Source organism: Microcoleus sp. FACHB-SPT15 (assembly GCF_014849525.1).
Taxonomy (GTDB): Bacteria; Cyanobacteriota; Cyanobacteriia; order Cyanobacteriales; family Coleofasciculaceae; genus Symplocastrum; species Symplocastrum torsivum.
Genome location: NZ_JACJNU010000062.1, coordinates 374,660 through 391,268 on the forward strand (window position 1 = coordinate 374,660; position 16,609 = coordinate 391,268).

Annotated in this window: 20 protein-coding genes; 14 read left to right on the top strand and 6 right to left on the bottom strand. The window is 47.3% G+C overall.

The genetic code is table 11. The annotated features are described in order from the left end of the window. Positions 1-218 precede the first annotated feature (218 nt). The 6 genes from H6F98_RS26035 to H6F98_RS26060 all read left to right on the top strand — a co-directional run bounded on the left by H6F98_RS26035 (position 219) and on the right by H6F98_RS26060 (position 8,688). The gene (locus tag H6F98_RS26035) at positions 219-452 is read left to right on the top strand and encodes a hypothetical protein (protein ID WP_192221809.1); all 234 of its coding nucleotides are present in this window, start codon (positions 219-221) and stop codon (positions 450-452) included. Between the two features lie 123 nt (positions 453-575). After that, positions 576-3,698, top strand: coding sequence for a phosphoenolpyruvate carboxylase (gene ppc / locus H6F98_RS26040; RefSeq protein ID WP_192221612.1), 3,123 nt, complete (start codon positions 576-578; stop codon positions 3,696-3,698). A 132-nt stretch (positions 3,699-3,830) separates the two neighbouring features. Then, positions 3,831-6,239 carry a putative PEP-binding protein gene (locus tag H6F98_RS26045; protein WP_192221613.1) on the top strand — a complete coding sequence of 803 codons (2,409 nt, stop codon included), beginning with the start codon at positions 3,831-3,833 and terminating at the stop codon, positions 6,237-6,239. A 21-nt stretch (positions 6,240-6,260) separates the two neighbouring features. Then, positions 6,261-7,430 (top strand): DegT/DnrJ/EryC1/StrS aminotransferase family protein, encoded by a 1,170-nt coding sequence (locus tag H6F98_RS26050; protein WP_192221614.1) that lies wholly within the window; start codon positions 6,261-6,263, stop codon positions 7,428-7,430. A 4-nt stretch (positions 7,431-7,434) separates the two neighbouring features. Continuing rightward, positions 7,435-8,307, top strand: coding sequence for a cyanoexosortase B (crtB, locus tag H6F98_RS26055; protein WP_192221615.1), 873 nt, complete (start codon positions 7,435-7,437; stop codon positions 8,305-8,307). Between the two features lie 93 nt (positions 8,308-8,400). Then, positions 8,401-8,688, top strand: coding sequence for a hypothetical protein (locus H6F98_RS26060; RefSeq protein ID WP_192221616.1), 288 nt, complete (start codon positions 8,401-8,403; stop codon positions 8,686-8,688). A 31-nt stretch (positions 8,689-8,719) separates the two neighbouring features. Here the strand turns inward: H6F98_RS26060 and H6F98_RS26065 are convergent, their stop codons facing one another. After that, positions 8,720-9,139 (bottom strand): secondary thiamine-phosphate synthase enzyme YjbQ, encoded by a 420-nt coding sequence (locus tag H6F98_RS26065; protein ID WP_192221796.1) that lies wholly within the window; start codon positions 9,137-9,139, stop codon positions 8,720-8,722. An 80-nt stretch (positions 9,140-9,219) separates the two neighbouring features. Beyond that, on the bottom strand, positions 9,220-10,302 hold the full coding sequence (locus H6F98_RS26070) for a glycosyl transferase (protein WP_192221617.1): 1,083 nt from the start codon (positions 10,300-10,302) through the stop codon (positions 9,220-9,222). A gap of 164 nt (positions 10,303-10,466) precedes the next feature. On the opposite strand from H6F98_RS26070, the gene H6F98_RS33745 reads away from it, so the two are divergent. Further along, on the top strand, positions 10,467-10,595 hold the full coding sequence (locus H6F98_RS33745) for a XisH family protein (protein ID WP_242058699.1): 129 nt from the start codon (positions 10,467-10,469) through the stop codon (positions 10,593-10,595). Positions 10,596-10,619: 24 nt separating this feature from the next. Then, the gene (locus H6F98_RS26075) at positions 10,620-10,961 is read left to right on the top strand and encodes a XisI protein (RefSeq protein ID WP_192221618.1); all 342 of its coding nucleotides are present in this window, start codon (positions 10,620-10,622) and stop codon (positions 10,959-10,961) included. 25 nt (positions 10,962-10,986) lie between these two features. Here the strand turns inward: H6F98_RS26075 and H6F98_RS26080 are convergent, their stop codons facing one another. Further along, on the bottom strand, positions 10,987-11,151 hold the full coding sequence (locus tag H6F98_RS26080) for a hypothetical protein (RefSeq protein ID WP_192221619.1): 165 nt from the start codon (positions 11,149-11,151) through the stop codon (positions 10,987-10,989). 41 nt (positions 11,152-11,192) lie between these two features. Between H6F98_RS26080 and H6F98_RS26085 the strand changes: the two genes are divergently transcribed. The 3 genes from H6F98_RS26085 to H6F98_RS26095 all read left to right on the top strand — a co-directional run bounded on the left by H6F98_RS26085 (position 11,193) and on the right by H6F98_RS26095 (position 13,572). Continuing rightward, the gene (locus H6F98_RS26085; protein ID WP_192221620.1) at positions 11,193-12,305 is read left to right on the top strand and encodes an aldo/keto reductase; all 1,113 of its coding nucleotides are present in this window, start codon (positions 11,193-11,195) and stop codon (positions 12,303-12,305) included. Between the two features lie 75 nt (positions 12,306-12,380). After that, on the top strand, positions 12,381-13,022 hold the full coding sequence (locus H6F98_RS26090; RefSeq protein ID WP_192221621.1) for a nuclear transport factor 2 family protein: 642 nt from the start codon (positions 12,381-12,383) through the stop codon (positions 13,020-13,022). 22 nt (positions 13,023-13,044) lie between these two features. Then, a complete protein-coding gene (locus H6F98_RS26095) occupies positions 13,045-13,572 on the top strand; it encodes an SDR family NAD(P)-dependent oxidoreductase (RefSeq protein WP_199348904.1) in 528 nt (175 codons plus the stop codon). A 28-nt stretch (positions 13,573-13,600) separates the two neighbouring features. Here H6F98_RS26095 and H6F98_RS26100 read toward each other — a convergent pair whose 3' ends face one another. Further along, positions 13,601-13,855, bottom strand: a complete 255-nt coding sequence (locus H6F98_RS26100) for a hypothetical protein (RefSeq protein ID WP_192221622.1) — start codon at positions 13,853-13,855, stop codon at positions 13,601-13,603. 130 nt (positions 13,856-13,985) lie between these two features. Between H6F98_RS26100 and H6F98_RS26105 the strand changes: the two genes are divergently transcribed. From H6F98_RS26105 to H6F98_RS26115, 3 genes are all read left to right on the top strand, one after another. Beyond that, positions 13,986-14,225 (top strand): helix-turn-helix transcriptional regulator, encoded by a 240-nt coding sequence (locus tag H6F98_RS26105; protein WP_192221623.1) that lies wholly within the window; start codon positions 13,986-13,988, stop codon positions 14,223-14,225. 87 nt (positions 14,226-14,312) lie between these two features. After that, the gene (locus H6F98_RS26110; RefSeq protein ID WP_192221624.1) at positions 14,313-14,546 is read left to right on the top strand and encodes a DUF433 domain-containing protein; all 234 of its coding nucleotides are present in this window, start codon (positions 14,313-14,315) and stop codon (positions 14,544-14,546) included. Continuing rightward, the gene (locus H6F98_RS26115) at positions 14,543-14,878 is read left to right on the top strand and encodes a DUF5615 family PIN-like protein (protein WP_192221625.1); all 336 of its coding nucleotides are present in this window, start codon (positions 14,543-14,545) and stop codon (positions 14,876-14,878) included. The genes H6F98_RS26110 and H6F98_RS26115 overlap by 4 nt, the downstream gene beginning before the upstream one ends. Before the next feature lie 33 nt (positions 14,879-14,911). Here H6F98_RS26115 and H6F98_RS26120 read toward each other — a convergent pair whose 3' ends face one another. Together H6F98_RS26120 and H6F98_RS26125 are read right to left on the bottom strand one after the other, a co-directional pair. Beyond that, entirely contained in the window at positions 14,912-15,232 is a 321-nt protein-coding gene (locus H6F98_RS26120; RefSeq protein ID WP_192221626.1) for a tetratricopeptide repeat protein, read from the bottom strand. A 19-nt stretch (positions 15,233-15,251) separates the two neighbouring features. After that, complete coding sequence (locus H6F98_RS26125; RefSeq protein WP_192221627.1) at positions 15,252-16,400, bottom strand: WD40 repeat domain-containing protein; 1,149 nt, start codon at positions 16,398-16,400, stop codon at positions 15,252-15,254. Positions 16,401-16,609: the final 209 nt, after the last annotated feature.

The following is a 16,609-nucleotide window of genomic DNA, read 5'->3' on the forward strand; positions in this document are numbered from 1 at the left end:
TAGATGTAAAGTACACAGAGTTGTTTTTGTACGAGTCCATTAAGCAAGTAAGCACAATAAAACATAACTTGTTGTTTACATCGGCTTACTTCATCAAAATACATCTAAATAGTTTGACATAACACTCACTCTAAACTCTAAAACTGTGTTGCATCCTTTTCTGGTAGCGTTAGGATATTTGTACTAGCTGAATACAGTTACTGACTCACTGGCTTAAAATGTCTCCTAACAAAAACACACCCCAAACGGCTGCTGGCGACCCAGCGACATCAGGAATTCCTACAGAATTTTTATTAAGTCTTGCGGCGGCTCCAGTGCTACTGGGTATCGTCTCGATTCAGGCAGTTGGCTCTTGGCTGCAAGCGGCAGGAGTGGCTAGTGAGGAAGTATTTCGAGGCGATCGCTTACCTGTACTCCATTTCCCCGATACAGGATGCCAAGAGGAGGGGTAAGGCACAACGTTTAAGCAGGAACCATAACTCAAATCAAAACTTCAGTTGGTTAACTGCGAAACGACTCTGCGGAACACTATCCCCCTACAATGGATTATCTTTGTCTTGCTGTGAACAGACATTATGAGTTCGCTCCTCCATCCGTCTGACCAAGAATTCGCCGTTCCCTCAACCTCCGAACTATTTCTACGCCATCGCCTCAAAGTTGTAGAAGACTTGTGGGAGTCTGTTCTTTGCTCCGAATGTGGGCAGGAACTTGTCGATCTACTCAAACAACTGCGTGATTTGTGTTCCCCGGAGGGACAAGCAACGGACTTACCGGAATCGTCCGTCCCCAAGGTCATCGAAAAACTTGACCTGAATGCGGCAATCCGTGCTTCACGCGCCTTTGCCCTTTACTTTCAGCTCATCAACATTGTTGAGCAGCATTACGAACAGCGCGATCAACAGCTTGCACGACGCGCGACTTATAACGCTTCCACGATGACAAAGTCTTCGGCGAAGCAAGCCAGTAATGCGGAAGACAGAAAGTCAGCAATGGTGTCTGTAAACTCTGTTGAGTCAGAGGCTCAAAGTGTTGATCCTGTTGCCGATCTACTAGAGAAAAGCTGGCAGGAAAACGGAGCGTCCAACAAAGAAGTTGGGACGTTTCACTGGTTATTTCCCTACCTACAACAACTGAATATGCCACCCCAGCAAATTCAGCGGCTGATTGACAATCTCGATATTCGCTTAGTTTTCACGGCACATCCGACGGAAATCGTTCGGCACACGATTCGAGCAAAACAGCGGCGCATTGCGAAGATTCTGCAACAGTTAGACCAAGCAGAAGAAGCCTTGAGAGCCTTGGGGTTAACGTCTTCCTGGGAGGTAGAGAACTATACCGAACAACTAATGGAAGAAATTCGCCTCTGGTGGCGTACTGATGAATTGCATCAATTTAAGCCAACTGTACTCGATGAGGTCGATTACACACTCCACTACTTCCAAGAAGTCCTTTTCGAGGCAATTCCCGAACTGTATCAACGTCTCGGACAAGCCTTAAAAGCCTCGTTCCCTTGGCTAAAACCTCCAAGTAATAACTTTTGTAAATTCGGCTCTTGGGTTGGCTCAGACCGAGATGGCAATCCTTCGGTAACGCCTCAAGTCACTTGGGCGACTGCCTGTTACCAACGCGATTTGGTACTAGAAAAATATATCAATTCAGTCGGACGTTTAACGAATTTGCTCAGTCTGTCGTTGCACTGGAGTGATGTCTTACCAGAGTTATTGGACTCTCTAGAACACGATCGCTCCCAAATGCCAGAGGTTTATGAGCGCTTAGCAATTCGCTACCGACAAGAGCCATATCGACTGAAACTTGCCTACATCCAGAAACGGCTGGAAAATACACGCGATCGCAATCAGCACTTGCGTCATGGCAAACCCTTAGAAGAAGACCTCGCCGCCCTGACAAGCCCCTACATTTACCGCTCTGGAAGCGACTTCTTAGCAGAGTTGCGGTTAATTGAGCGGAATCTAGCAGAAACGGGGTTAAGCTGTCGGGATTTGGAGAATCTAATTTGTCAGGTAGAGATTTATGGCTTTAATCTGGCGCATCTGGATATTCGTCAGGAAAGCTCTCGCCACTCAGATGCCCTGAACGAGATTTCTGAGTACCTGCAAATTTTACCCAAGTCCTACAACGAACTCTCAGAATCCCAGAAATCGCTTTGGCTAACCACTGAGCTACAAACTCGACGCCCATTAATCCCTGCTGAGTTGCCCTTTTCTGAGAAAACGTGCGAAACGGTTGAAACCTTCAGAATGCTGCGGCAACTGCAACAGGAGTTTGGTCGCCCTGTCTGTCAAACCTACATCATCAGCATGTGTCACGATGGGACTGACATTTTGGAAGTGCTGTTGCTAGCAAAGGAAGCAGGTCTGTATGACCCAGCAACGGGCGCAAGTACTATTCAGGTGGTGCCACTGTTTGAAACAGTAGACGACTTAAAGCGTGCCCCCGCCGTGATGACTTCGCTGTTCGATCTGCCCTTGTATCGCGCTTGTCTTGCAGGTGGGTATGAGAATTTGTCAGCGAGCAACACTCAGTCATCAGGAGAAACGAAAAAACAACTGGCACCTGATGATGGACTACTGACAAAAGAGCTACAAGAGGTAATGCTGGGCTACTCTGACAGCAATAAAGATTCTGGATTCCTGAGTAGCAACTGGGAAATCCACAAAGCCCAAAAAGCACTCCAGAAAATTGCTGAGGACTATAGCCTTGCTTTACGCATCTTCCATGGTCGGGGTGGTTCAGTTGGTCGGGGTGGGGGACCTGCCTACGAAGCGATTTTGGCGCAACCTGGACGCAGTATTAATGGGCGAATCAAGATTACCGAACAGGGGGAAGTCTTAGCCTCGAAGTACTCTCTCCCAGAACTGGCGCTTTATCACTTGGAAACCGTGACAACCGCCGTCATTCAAGCGAGCTTGTTACGAACTGGCTTTGATGATATTGAGCCTTGGAACGAAATTATGGAGGAGTTGGCAACACGAGCGCGTACCCACTACCGGGCGCTCATTTACGAGCAGGCTGATTTAGTTGAGTTCTTCCACCAAGTTACGCCTATCCAAGAAATTAGCCAGCTCCAGATTAGTTCTCGCCCAGCCCGTCGCGGTGGGAAGAAAGATTTAGCCAGCCTGCGGGCGATTCCTTGGGTCTTTAGCTGGACTCAAAGCCGTTTCCTCCTACCGTCCTGGTATGGTGTTGGAACAGCACTCCAAGGCTTTTTGGATGAGGAACCGGAGGAAAATCTTAAGCTGCTGCGTTACTTCTACTTCAAGTGGCCGTTCTTCAAAATGGCAATTTCCAAGGTAGAGATGACGCTGGCGAAAGTAGACATCCAAATTGCTCATCACTATGTGCGTGAATTGTCAAGACAGGAAGACAAAGAACGCTTTGAGCAACTGTTTGAACAGATTGCCAATGAATTCAACCTAACGTGCGACATAGTTCTCTCGATCACCGGACACAAGCGCCTTCTAGATGGTGATCCAGAATTACAGCGCTCAGTGCAGCTCCGTAACGGTACGATTGTTCCGCTTGGGTTCTTGCAGGTTTCACTGCTGAAACGTCTGCGTCAACACAGCAACCAACCGACATCGGCAATTGTTCACTCCCGCTATAGTAAAGGCGAGTTACTTCGTGGCGCACTGTTGACCATCAACGGAATTGCCGCTGGGATGAGGAACACAGGTTGAGTTGTAGTTGGTTGTTCGTAATTGGTTGTTAGTGGCAAGCTGGCTGAAATCTTCAGTACTTTATCCAGCAATTGTTTAAGCAACCGAATCCTCTTAAACTCTTCCACTAACACCAACAACCAACACCTAACATTGGACAATCTCTACTGGCTTGATCAGATTCAACGCTCCGAACGCCCATTAGTGGGCAATCAAGCATTTAACTTGAGCCAGCTTTTACAGCATGGCTACCCAGTTGTGCCGGGTTTTGTCGTGCCATCGCTCGCCTTTTGGGAATGTATGGAAACGCTGGGCAAGTCGGAACCCCTTTTGGCTGACTTGCCTCATTCTTCTTTTTATGTAGATGTAGACAATCCACGTCAATTACAACTAGTCGCCCAACAACTTCGGCAAGAGCTTACAGCCGCGAGTTTACCAGCAATATGGGAATCGGCATTCCTAGCCGCTGCCGAGGCAATGTCAGCCCCAACGCTGATTTTGCATCCCTCTCTATCAATAAGATCACTCAATCAGACCTTCGATATTGGGCATTCGAGAGCTAACGGGCAAGAGTATCCCGACGTACCACCGGGAATTTGGGAATCCTACATCTGCCCAAATCAAGCGGATGCACTTCAAAAGGGTTTAAAACAAGTTTGGGCAGAACTGTTTCGGGCGAGAAGTCTGTTCTACTGGCAGCGGAAGGGCATTGGACTACAGCAGCTTTCAGTTGCCGTCTTAGTGCAACCCCTTTGGGACGCGATCGCTTCTGGTACACTACTCGCTAGCCCAGTTGAGTGGACGATTCAAGCAACGTGGGGGCTAGGAATTGCGATCGCCAAAGGAGAAGTACTTCCCGATCAGTACCAGTTAACACTGGCATCTGGCACTGTCCAAACTCGAACGCAACGCTTAGGCAGTAAAACTCGTGCCTATCATCTGTACAATCTCGAAGACTCCGAAGCACCCCTAACAAGCGGTGTACAACCTTATCTCCTGAGTGAAGAGCAACAAAAACAGTACGCCCTAGATGAAAAATCCCTCAACCAGCTAATTGAGCTGTCCCAGCGCCTCGCTACTGAAATCTCTCCGGCTTTTTCACTAGAGTGGGCACTGTGTCAAATCCCAGGAAGCCCGGAACCGCAGCTACAAATCATGCAGTTGACCCCTCAACTCTCACCTGTAGAATCTTTGCTTTCCCCCTCTAGCCAACCTTCCTCTCCAAGCCCCACTCCACAGCTTGTTAGAGGTCTACCCGCTGCTGCCGGACGAGTGATTGCAACGGCGCAAGTGATCACAACTAATAGCCAAACCCTCACAGGCATCATTCCCGGACGGATTTTAATTATCCAAAGCATCACTCCTAGTTGGCTACCTTTACTCAAGCAAGCGGCGGCTGTTGTGACTGAACAGGGGGGGATGACCAGTCATGCGGCAATAATTGCCAGAGAACTCGGTATCCCAGCCGTTGTTGGTGCTATCGGGGTTACCCAATTGTTTGAAACTGGCGAGTCTCTACTGGTGGATGGTGACCAGGGAGAAATTCATCGTGTCAAAGACCCTAACCGCGAAGTTGAGCGCTCTCGACCAGTGATGTCTTACTCTCCCCTCCTCCCACCAATTGCTACCCAACTATTAGTCAACCTCAGCCAAATCAACTCCCTGGAAAAAATCATTGATTTGCCAGTAGATGGAGTCGGCTTATTGCGTTCAGAACTAATCATGTTGGATGCTTTAGAAAATGTACACCCTAATGAATGGCTCCAACAGGGAAACAAGGGTGAGTTAGTCACACGCTTTGCCGAAATCATTATTCAGTTTGCTGCTGCCTTTGCACCCCGTCCTGTGTTGTATCGCTCTATAGATTGGCGTGAAGCGGAGTTATCACCTCGCGCCTCACAGGAAGTTCCCTTCCTCTCCGGAGTCACTCCTCCTTCAGAACCGGAAGTTAATCCGATTGTTGGTCTACGTGGTACGCTGCGCTATTTGATTGACCCAACCTTGTTTGATTTAGAGCTTGCCGCTTTAAGGCAGGTTCAGGCTTATGGCTATAGCAATGTCCAGCTCATGTTGCCGTTTATTCGTGCGGTTGAGGAGTTCACTTTTTGCCGTCGCCGTGTTGAACAGGCAGGGCTAACGGAAAACCCCCACTTCCAACTGTGGATTATGGCGGAAGTGCCTTCTGTTTTGTTTTTGTTACCGGATTATGTCAAAGCGGGTGTTCAGGGGATTTCAATTGGTACGAATGATTTAACACAACTGTTGCTCGCTGTTGACCGCGACCAAGAACGGTTAGGCTCTACGCTAGATGGGCGGCATCCGGCAGTGCAGCGAGCGCTTCAGCAACTGATCCAAATGGCGAGACAGGCGGGTATTCCCTGCTCGATCTGCGGTCAAGCACCCGCTCAATATCCTGAACTCATTGATGCTTTGGTGGAATGGGGCATTACATCCATTTCTGTCGATGTGAATGATGTAGAGCGCATCTACAACGCGATCGCTCGTGCCGAACAACGCCTACTTTTAGAAGCGGCCCGCCAGAAAATTAATAATAAAAAATAATAAAAATAACCCTCAGCCTATATGACTCAACAAGTCCCGGTAACTATTCCCTTCGTTGATCTCACCCTCCAGCATCAGCCGATTCAAGCCCAGTTGGAGCAGGCAATCCAGACAGTAATCCAACGCGGCGATTTTGTTTTGGGTCAAGCCTTAGCAGAATTTGAGGCAGCATTTGCCCAAGCATCTGGTGTTGAATACGGTGTTGGGGTAGCATCGGGAACAGATGCGATCGCACTGGGATTGCAAGCCTGTGGTATAGGCGCGGGTGACGAAGTGATTTTGCCAGCGAATACCTTTATTGCCACACTGATCGGTGTTCGTGATACAGGAGCAACACCCGTTTTGGTGGATTGTGACCCGGACACCGCTCTGATTGACCTAAGTGCGGTTCCCAAGGCAATTACCACCAGAACCAAGGCAATTATTCCTGTCCATCTCTACGGTCAGATGGTGTCACCAACTCAGCTATTGGAGCTAGCCAATACTTACAATTTACTAATTTTTGAAGATGCCGCTCAAGCTCACCTCGCTCAACGAGAAGGCTATCATGCTGGTTCTGTAGGAATTGCGGCTGCATTTAGCTTTTATCCAAGTAAAAATTTGGGTGCTTTTGGGGATGGCGGGATGCTGATCACAAAGGATGCGGGTTTGGCTACAAAAGTGCGATCGCTTCGTAACTACGGCTCACCTCGCAAGTACTTCCACCCTGACGAGGGCAAAAACAGCCGTTTAGACACTCTCCAAGCTGCTGTCCTCAATGTTAAGCTGCCTCATTTAGCTGGCTGGAATCAGTCTCGTAATTTAATTGCTCAACAGTATGATGCTCTCCTAGCACCGCTAAAAACTCAAGGAATTTTTCCCTTACAGAATCACAGCAGTACAGGTCACATTTATCATATCTATGTGATTCGGATTAGTGCCGACTGCCCTGTTACTCGACAAGTTATTCAAGAGGAACTAGCAGAGCAAGGAATTCAAACAGGCATTCATTATCCGATTGGGTGTCATCTCCAACCCGCCTACGAAGATTTAAGCTATAAAGTTGGTGACTTCCCTCATACGGAACTGCTCTGCCAAGAGATTTTGTCTTTACCGATGTATCCTGGCTTGAGTGAAGTTCAAATCAATCAAGTCGTTGACTCTCTTAAAAATCTGCTGAAGACTCGTTCTATTGCTTTAATTTCAGGGTAGTACCATGCTATATCGTCCCAAGATTCCAATCGCGATCGAGCGTTACCTCCTCGATGGTGCGATCGTCGCTTTATTAGTAGCCATTTATGCACCCTTACTCATTCACTGGTACGATGGCTGGCTCAACAAAACCATCAGCCTTGAACATGAATACTTCAGTCATGGTTTAATCGGATTGCCGTTTGCCGCCTATATTGTCTGGACACATCGACAGCCATGGCATCAGCTACCGAATACAACGCATCCGCTTGGTTTTGTCTGCTTAATTATTGGAGGATTCTTCTATCTCAGCGGTCAATCCGAATTGGTAAACTTATCGTTCCCTGCTGTATTAGCAGGCATCAGTCTTTGGCTTAAAGGTGTTCCTGGTTTTAAGCTTCAGAGTTTTCCCCTCTTATTAGTATTCTTGGCAACTCCAACAGCCGTTCCTTACCTAATCGCGCCCTTTACTCTGCCTCTACAAGAATTTATTGCCGGAACCGCTGGATTTATTTTGATTCAGTGTGGCATTGATGTCAGCGTCAACCAGATTTACTTATCGGTAGGTGGACGCTTAGTCGAAGTTGCACCCTATTGTGCCGGATTGAAAATGTTATTCACCGTTCTTTATGTCGGCATGATGCTACTCTACAGCCGAGGAACTTGGGTTTCCCGCAAGGCAACAACTGTGTTCTTACTAGGGGCAGTGATAATTAGTGTCAGTGGTAATATCATCCGCAATACAGTCTTGACGTTCTTTCATGGTACTGGACAAGATAGCGCCTTCAAGTGGCTCCATGACGGCTGGGGTGGTGATGTTTATTCAGCTTGCCTGCTAATCCTACTGGTGCCACTCCTAAATGTGATCGAAAGATACTCTCATTTAGAGTTCAAATAAGTAGGTCGGCCGTTGGTGTTGCGTCAGGTCGCGTTTTGGTAGACGGTTTTCGTCGTAGGAAAACGCTTTATCGCCCAGTTCCCAATTGAGATCATGGTTGCCGGGAACGATGATAATATGCGATCGCCTAATTTGGAATCCTCTGGCAAGGTCGGTGCCAAGCGTAAGCAACTGACACGGGCAGCCCAACATACACAGAAACAATTAGCCCACGATTGCCCACCGGTGAATGAATTAGATCATGCTGCTCAGCAAGCAAGCCTGAACTTGATCCAACAGGTTGAGATCGAGGGCATTGGGCGAGGGTTACCCGTCAACGGCGTGATTGCAGGGTGTTTCGGCAATCCCCCGAAATCTCCGAAAGAATCTCCATTTTTATAGGACGGAGAATGCCAAATAGAGCAAAGCCGCACTAGTCACCTGTGATATGAACAACAATTTCACGATAGTGACTATGGTGACGATGTTCCCAGATATAAATTCCTTGCCAGGTTCCTAAAAGTAATTTTCCATAAGCGATCGGAATTTGTTCCGAGGTTTTTGTCAGGGCGGTGCGAATATGAGCTGGCATATCATCAGGGCCTTCTGCATCGTGAATATAACTTTTGCCATCCTCTGGTACTAATTTGGCAAAAAAGTTAGATAAATCTTTGAGAACATCTGGGTCTGCATTTTCTTGAATCAGCAAGCTTGCTGAAGTATGCCGTAAGAAAATGGTACAAAGTCCGGTATTAATGCCCGAATCGGCAACTATTGATTGGACTTTTGAGGTAATTTTAGATAACGATTTACCAGTTGTCTGAATTTTAATTAACTGTTGATAATGTGCCATATCGGTTAATGAGGGTGATGAAGGGATGGTACAATAGCGCGATCGCTTAAACATCTTGCCTTCTCATCTTTAATGCCTAGTTACTGAGTCTGAAAGTAGTTGACCACCATTTTTGCGATCGCTTCTGTTCCTTCTTTGGCTACGGTTTGGGCTAGCCTGGGCGGTTCTAGAGGATAGCGCAGAAACTCCCAGTCGCCTTGGGAAAATTCTTCAGGTGTCAAGATTTGATGATAAGCGTAATCTCGAATACCATCCAACAAGATGAACGATTCCACAAAGCCCTCGCGGGTGAGTGAAACGATTGGCGTACCGAGACGCAAAGCTTCGGAAAAGGTACTGTGTCCCGGCTTAGACATAACTCGCCCACATAATGGCATCAAGTCTACAGGTCGGTAGTCCTGACCCGACGCTTTTAGTAAGTTGGGCATATCTGGAGCTTTATTGTCAAATGTGACGAATTGCCAGTCCGGAAAATGATTTAGTCCCTCATAAGGGATTTGCTCCAACCCTAGCCCGCCAAAGGTGAGTAAAACTATTTTCTCAGGAGGGGCAGTAAGACCTAGTTTTTCTCGCAACTCGTCTAAATTGTAGCGGGGCGAACCTCCAGGTAAGCCGACATCCGTGATGTTGGGGAAGGCACTCATCGGTTCATGTAAGGGAAAACGAAATAAGCGATCGCTCTTTCCGTAACATTCACTAATCCAATCCGCAATCTCAACAAACCCTCCTCCCCAATCTCGATAGATATAGTCCCAGCCAAAATTGCTCATCATCCAACAGGGAACCCCCGCAGAAGAAGCAATCAGCGGTGCCAAAGGGGGAATATCTCCCAGCACTAGCCCCACTCGATTAGTCCGGATAAAGTTCACCTCACCCGCAACAATCGAACGTTGTTCAGAGCGAAGTTGCTGGAGTTTCTCTAACGTTGCCGCCTTATCCATCGTCAAACTGTCAGACTGAATAACGCCGATATCATAAGAGCGTGGGCGATGAATAAAATCTCCTGAAATGTAAGACTCTAACAACCAGCGTGGTGCTGTTGTTACCAGAATTAGCAGAATCTCTGGACAAAGTTGCTGGATAGCCGCCGCCACAGAAGCCGCCCGCACTGTATGACCAAAACCGTGGCTGGTGATTGCAAGGTATAAAGCTGGTCGAGACATGAAGAGAGCTTAGTAAAGAGTACGAAAGTGAAAATAGTGTTCCTGTGATAATCTACGAAAAGTAGCGATCGCTGCACCAATCCTAGATAACTGCTTGATTACTCTACAACTATGTCTTTTCAGGATACATAGGCAACTCGTTCAAGGTATAAAATCAAGATATTTTGGCTGAATTAGAGCCAGAACGGTTGCTGTATCTAGCAATTCCTAGCAGTGTCTTTGAAGATTTGTTTGAAGAACCTGATCGGGAAGCTATTGCTGAAAAATCGCCGTTTGAAGCTGATAACCTTTGAGCCAAGCCAGGAGGTTGTAAAACAATGGATCACGCCCAATTAGAACACTACCGCCAAGTTATTGAAGCGATTCTGAGCGAATACGCTTCGTTGCCTTATTCCTATGCAGATATTCAACAGGAAGTCGTGTTTGACCGCATCCGCGATCGCTATTTGTGGATGGATGTAGGCTGGGATGGCGATCGCCGGGTGCATGGCTGTTTGCTGCATATTGACATCATTGATGGCAAAATCTGGATTCAGCGGGATGGAACAAAAGAAGGGATTGCGGCTGATTTAGAACGGGCAGGAATACCCAAAGAGCATATTGTGCTTGGAGTTCGCCCACCGGAGGTAAGACCCTATACAGGCTATGCAGTGGCTTGAGGATGAGGAAGAAGACGCGCTCATCTTAGTTGATGTAGGTACGCACGATGTAGACCAGTACAAGCGATCGCTCTTCATTTAAGTGTTGGTTGAGAAAGCGATCGTGTCTGTAAATGGTGGTGGTTGGGGTTAGTAGGTGAATTGAAAACGATATAAAAGCTTTCGTAAATCGCTGTGAACCATGAACCATAAATGCTGGTTCTACTGAATTGAAATCAAAGGAGTAACTTCATGTCTCTCGATACTTATTACACACTGGGACGTTCAGGTTTACGAGTCAGTCGTCTGTCACTGGGTACCATGACGTTCGGCACGGAATGGGGTTGGGGTGCCGATGAAGATACGGCACGTCAATTGTTCAATACCTACGTTGATGCAGGTGGAAATTTCATCGATACAGCAGATGGATATACCAACGGCACTTCAGAGGCTTGGATTGGCAAGTTTGTTGAAGAGCGTGGAGTGCGCGATCGCGTTGTCATTGCCACCAAGTTTAGCTACAACGCCCAACCCGGAAACCCAAATGCTGGTGGGAATGGACGCAAGAATATCCTTCGAGCCGTGGAGGGTTCACTACAACGTCTCGGAACAGACTACATCGATCTCTACATTCTCCACACCTGGGATCGGATTACGCCTGCCGAAGAAGTGATGCGGACGCTTGACGATTTGGTGCGATCGGGCAAGGTGCGTCATGTGGGGCTGAGTGATACACCCGCTTGGTACGCAGCACGGGCACAGACACTTGCCGAGTGGCGCGGCTATGAACCACTCAATAGCTTACAACTTGAGTACTCGCTGGCTGAGCGGAACATTGAACGTGAGTTTATTCCCTTGGGTCTGGAACTTGATATGGGCATCACGGTGTGGAGTCCTTTAGCAAGCGGTCTTCTCAGTGGAAAATATAAGCCGAGTGAGGGTAGCGTCAGTGGCGAGGGACGACTTGAAGCACTCCGAGACAGCAAAAATTCAGCATTCCAGAAGTTCACCGAGCGAAACTGGAAAATTGTAGCAGAACTGGAAAATGTGGCTAAGGAACTGGGTCACAGCATGGCTCAGGTTGCAGTCAACTGGACGGCGAACCAGCCTGGTGTTGCAAGTGTGATTGTTGGAGCTACAAAGCTATCCCAGCTAGAAGACAATCTTAAAGCCTTGGATTTTCAGATTCCAGGCGAACTGAACTCGCACCTTGAGGCAATTAGTCGTCCTGAACCTCAGTTTCCTTACACGTTCTTTGAACCCAATCATCAAGGAATGATTCATGGTGGTAAGCCAGTTGGCTTGAAACCGACAGGGTACTCCCCTGATCTACTCATCGAATCTGCTGGTGCCGGAGTGTCTTAAAAAGGAGTTGTGGATGGAAAGTTTTACTGAATTACCACAAAGCCTATTCGTACCTATATCCCTTTTGACTCACGAATGAATCAAACAAACTATTTGAAAAACATCAGACTCACAAGAATAGCATCGCGTCGTGATGTCATTGCTGGTGGAGTAGGAAGCCTTATTGCGATCGCTAGCACTAGCCTGAATCAGGCTTCAGCACAATCACGACAAACTAACGACTTCAAGCTTATGGACTCCAAAATGCAACGCTTTATTGATCGTACTGAGATTATTGATGCGATCAATGCCGTTGCTTTCTTTGCTGACCGAAAGGACTGGGCAAATGTTCGTAGGCAGTTCGCGGACGAAGTCGATATGGACTACACCTCGCTTGCTGGTGGTCAACCCGTGCGCGTGAAGGCTGAGGATCTGATGCAAGGCTGGGAACAGGGACTTGCCCCCTTGAAGGCGACACAGCATCTGATAACAAATCATCAAGTGACAATACAAGGCGATGAAGCCGAAAGCCTGTCTTCTTTTCACGCTTGGCACTATCTGCCCAACGATGAAGGCGCTCCCATGTGGCACCTTTACGGCTACTACAACCACAAGCTGATTCGTACTGAAGACGGCTGGAAGATCACAGCGATGAAACTCACCAAGACTTCATCTGAGGGGAATTTTTCACTGTCTGGTTTGGCTTCTAGGGCGGGAGTAACCAATAACAATCAGTAATACAACCTTTTAAGAGGCAGAGATGGAAGCTAACGGTGAACAGACAAAATCCTCTGAGACAAACAACACCAATAGAAAATCAACAAAGGGACTTACCCGGCGGCGGGTAATGCTGGGTGGCGCGGGAATTGCCGGACTCACCACGACGATATTAACTGGACGCGCACAGGCTAATACCCAAAACCCAGTTGCTCCCGCTACAGGCGCAGCCAACCCAAAGGGTAGATTTGCAGGCAAGGTTGTCCTGATTACCGGAGCAACATCAGGAATTGGGGAGGCGACAGCGCGAGCGTTTGCTCATGAAGGCGCAACAGTTCACTTCTGTGGGCGGCGGGAAGCACTGGGAGAACAGATTGCCCAAAGTATCCGAGAGGCAGGTGGAAAAGCGACGTTCCAAAGAGCCGATGTGCGCGTTGAGGAGGAAGTGAAATCATTCGTTGATACTTGTGCCAAGCAGTATGGACGGGTTGATATTGCCTTCAACAATGCAGGTGTCTTCATGACCCCAGCGCAGCTTCACGAAATCCCACTCGACTTGATACTGATTTAGAAATGCGATCGCCTGACGATTCCTCAATTCAGTGAATCCGAATCTGCCGCCTCAAAACGCTCATTACCTCACCAGGATTGGAAGTCGGTTGCAGCGGACTCCACTCAGTGACTTCGGCAAAATCCCGCTTGTATAGGGTGTGAATTGTATTGTTAACACCTTGGGGAGAACCAATGACAAGTATTTTGATGGGTTCTCGACGTGGGGAGGCTTCGCTGGGTGCGTTGGAGGATGCTGGTGGAGTGGGGGTTTCGCTGGTATCTGGGATAAATTCTTCAGACATTAAGATTTACCTTTTTGTTGACATATTTGCTAACAACTTTAAGTTTATGGTTTGTAGGCAAATATATCAACTCAAGTAGGACAATATATCAACATTTACGAGATCATGCTCCTCTGACACGATTAGAAACATGGGAAGAGCAGGCAAAGCCCTCAAACAGGCATTGGAAACCTATCGCATTAGCCAAAACAAGTTGGCAGTGGCTTTAGGCGTAGATCGTTCTATTGTTTTTCGTTGGTTTCACGAACAGACAGACCCTTCTGGCGAGGCAATTGTAGAGATAGTCACGGCTTTGAAGGGAATTGATCCAGCGGCGGCAAAGAAGTTTGTTGAACTGTATTTAGGCGAGTTAGTTGAGGATGAGGAGTAGGGGCATCGCGCTTTGCTATCGATTAGAGTGCGATCGCTATCCTTTTAGGAAAGTAGGATTAACAACAGAAGCTAAAAGGAGAAAACCATGTCAGACCAAGATCTCACTAATCTTATTACCATCGAACCGGGTAAACGGGGCGGGAAACCTTGTATTCGAGGCATGAGAATTACTGTTTATGACGTGCTGGAATATCTCGCTTCTGGGATGACTTATCAAGAAATTCTAGATGATTTTCCCTATCTCACCCAACAGGATATTTTGGCTTGCTTGAGTTTCGCGGCTAAACGGGAGCGGTTGATGTTAGTGGTTCAGTCATGAAACTGCTTCTGTTTGACCAAAATCTTTCTCCCCGTCTTGTAGAACGTCTTGCAGATATCTACCTTGATTCCCTTCATGTCGATGGGATTGGATTACCTACCGCACCCGATCGCGAAGTTTGGGAGTATGCTCGTCAGCATGACTATATTATTGTTACCAAGGATGCGGATTTTGGCGAATTGAGTCTATTGTTGGGATTTCCGCCGAAGGTAATTTGGATACGACGTGGAAATTGCTCAACACAGAATATAGAGAAGTTGCTGCGAGACAACTATGTTGCGATCGCAGCTTTAAGTGACGCTCCCGATACGGGAATTCTCACCTTATTTTAATGAAAGTGAAAGATAACTATTGAGCAATCGCATTTAGTCATTCTTAAGAATATCCTGTTTACTCTCCTGTGAGATATGCGTCACCGATACGTCACAGGTTATGTTTGTTCGCTGAGTAATTGTTCTTTTACTAACTTCTTTTGAAATCTCTAGTGCCGCCTGCAAATCTTTCAGAGCTTCTGCACACTGTCCAAGTTTTATGAGAGTTGCTGCAAAATTACACAACGCATTTCCTTCTCCCCAACGATTGCCTATTTCCTGTGCAATGGTCAAATCCTGCTGATGGTAATCATTAGTCGCATTTCCTTTATTGGGAGGTGCGATTTTTTGATTAGGAACAAAACGAGATCGCACCCTCAACCCCAACAAGCAACTACTGCAACTGCCAAATCTTAATCGTTTTATCAGCACTCCCACTCAAGAGAGTACGACCATCAGGCTTAAAGGCGACAGCATTAACCACATCAGAATGCCCAGGAATCGTGTCCAATAACTCGCCGTTATTCAACTGCCACAGCTTAATCGTTTGATCTGCACCACCACTAGCAAGCATCGTGCCATCCGGGCTAATCGCAACCGATAAAACCTTGCCCTTGTGCCCAGAAAGAGTACGAACCAATGTTGCTGTCGGAAGATCCCAAATCTTAATCGTTTGATCAGCACTAGCACTGACTAATGTTTGCCCATCCGGGCTAATCGTAAGAGAGGATATATCTTCTGTGTGTCCAGAAAGCGTGTGCGTGGAACTAATGCAGGTTTCACTCGTACAGCCGCTATCTAAATTCCAAATCTTAATTGTTTTATCCGAACTGCCAGTGACGAGAGTCTGTCCATCGGGGCTGAAGGCTAGAGTATACACAGCCTCGGAATGACCAGAGAGAGTGTGCAACAACTTCCCTGTGTCCAGATTCCAAAGTTTCACTTCATCGTCACCACTGCCACTAGCGAGAGTTCGACCATCGGGGCTGATTCCCACTGTATAGACAGCCCCTAAATGTCCCGAAATGTTTCGTAGTAGTTCGCCCTCATTCAGATTCCAGATTTTAATGTCCTTCCAGCTACCACTGGCGACAATTTGACGATTTGGGCTGAGGGCGACAGAGTAGACCGAGATTGAGTACATTGGCAAAGTGCGCGTTGGGGGATTACACACCTTACCCGTACAGCCTGCACCCAGATTCCAGACCATCACACTTGAGTAATCGCTACTGCTAACCAGCGTCTGCCCATCCTGGCTAATCGCCAGGGAGTGAAACGATGATAAATCTCCCTTTAAAATGTGAGCCAACTTTACCTTAGATTGACTCGTTGAACCTGATGCAGTGATTGTAGTGCGATCGCCTGAGGGACGAGTCTCCGAAGCCGTGCTAGACACAGAAGGACTAATTGACGAGGGATTGCGCTTAAAGTAACTCCAATAAACAGCAATCCCAACACCGATAAAGGCGATCGCTCCTAAAAGACTAAGGTAAAATCGGCGACGATCAGAGAAAATCCCACGGATAGATTTGTGGGAAGGCATTTCTATAGATCCCTTTAAAAGTTGTCATCTTTAGATTTTAGATGCATCTTACCTGACCGCAGCGGAGCGATTGAGCAAGCTGATGGCTAGATTAGCCCTTGCCATTTACTGATGGATGTGGTAATAGTTCGGTTGAAGCAACCGAACCCTCTCAAGATTAAGAGGCATAGGCGCAAAGCTCAGAGTATTTTTGGCTATCTTCGTAATGC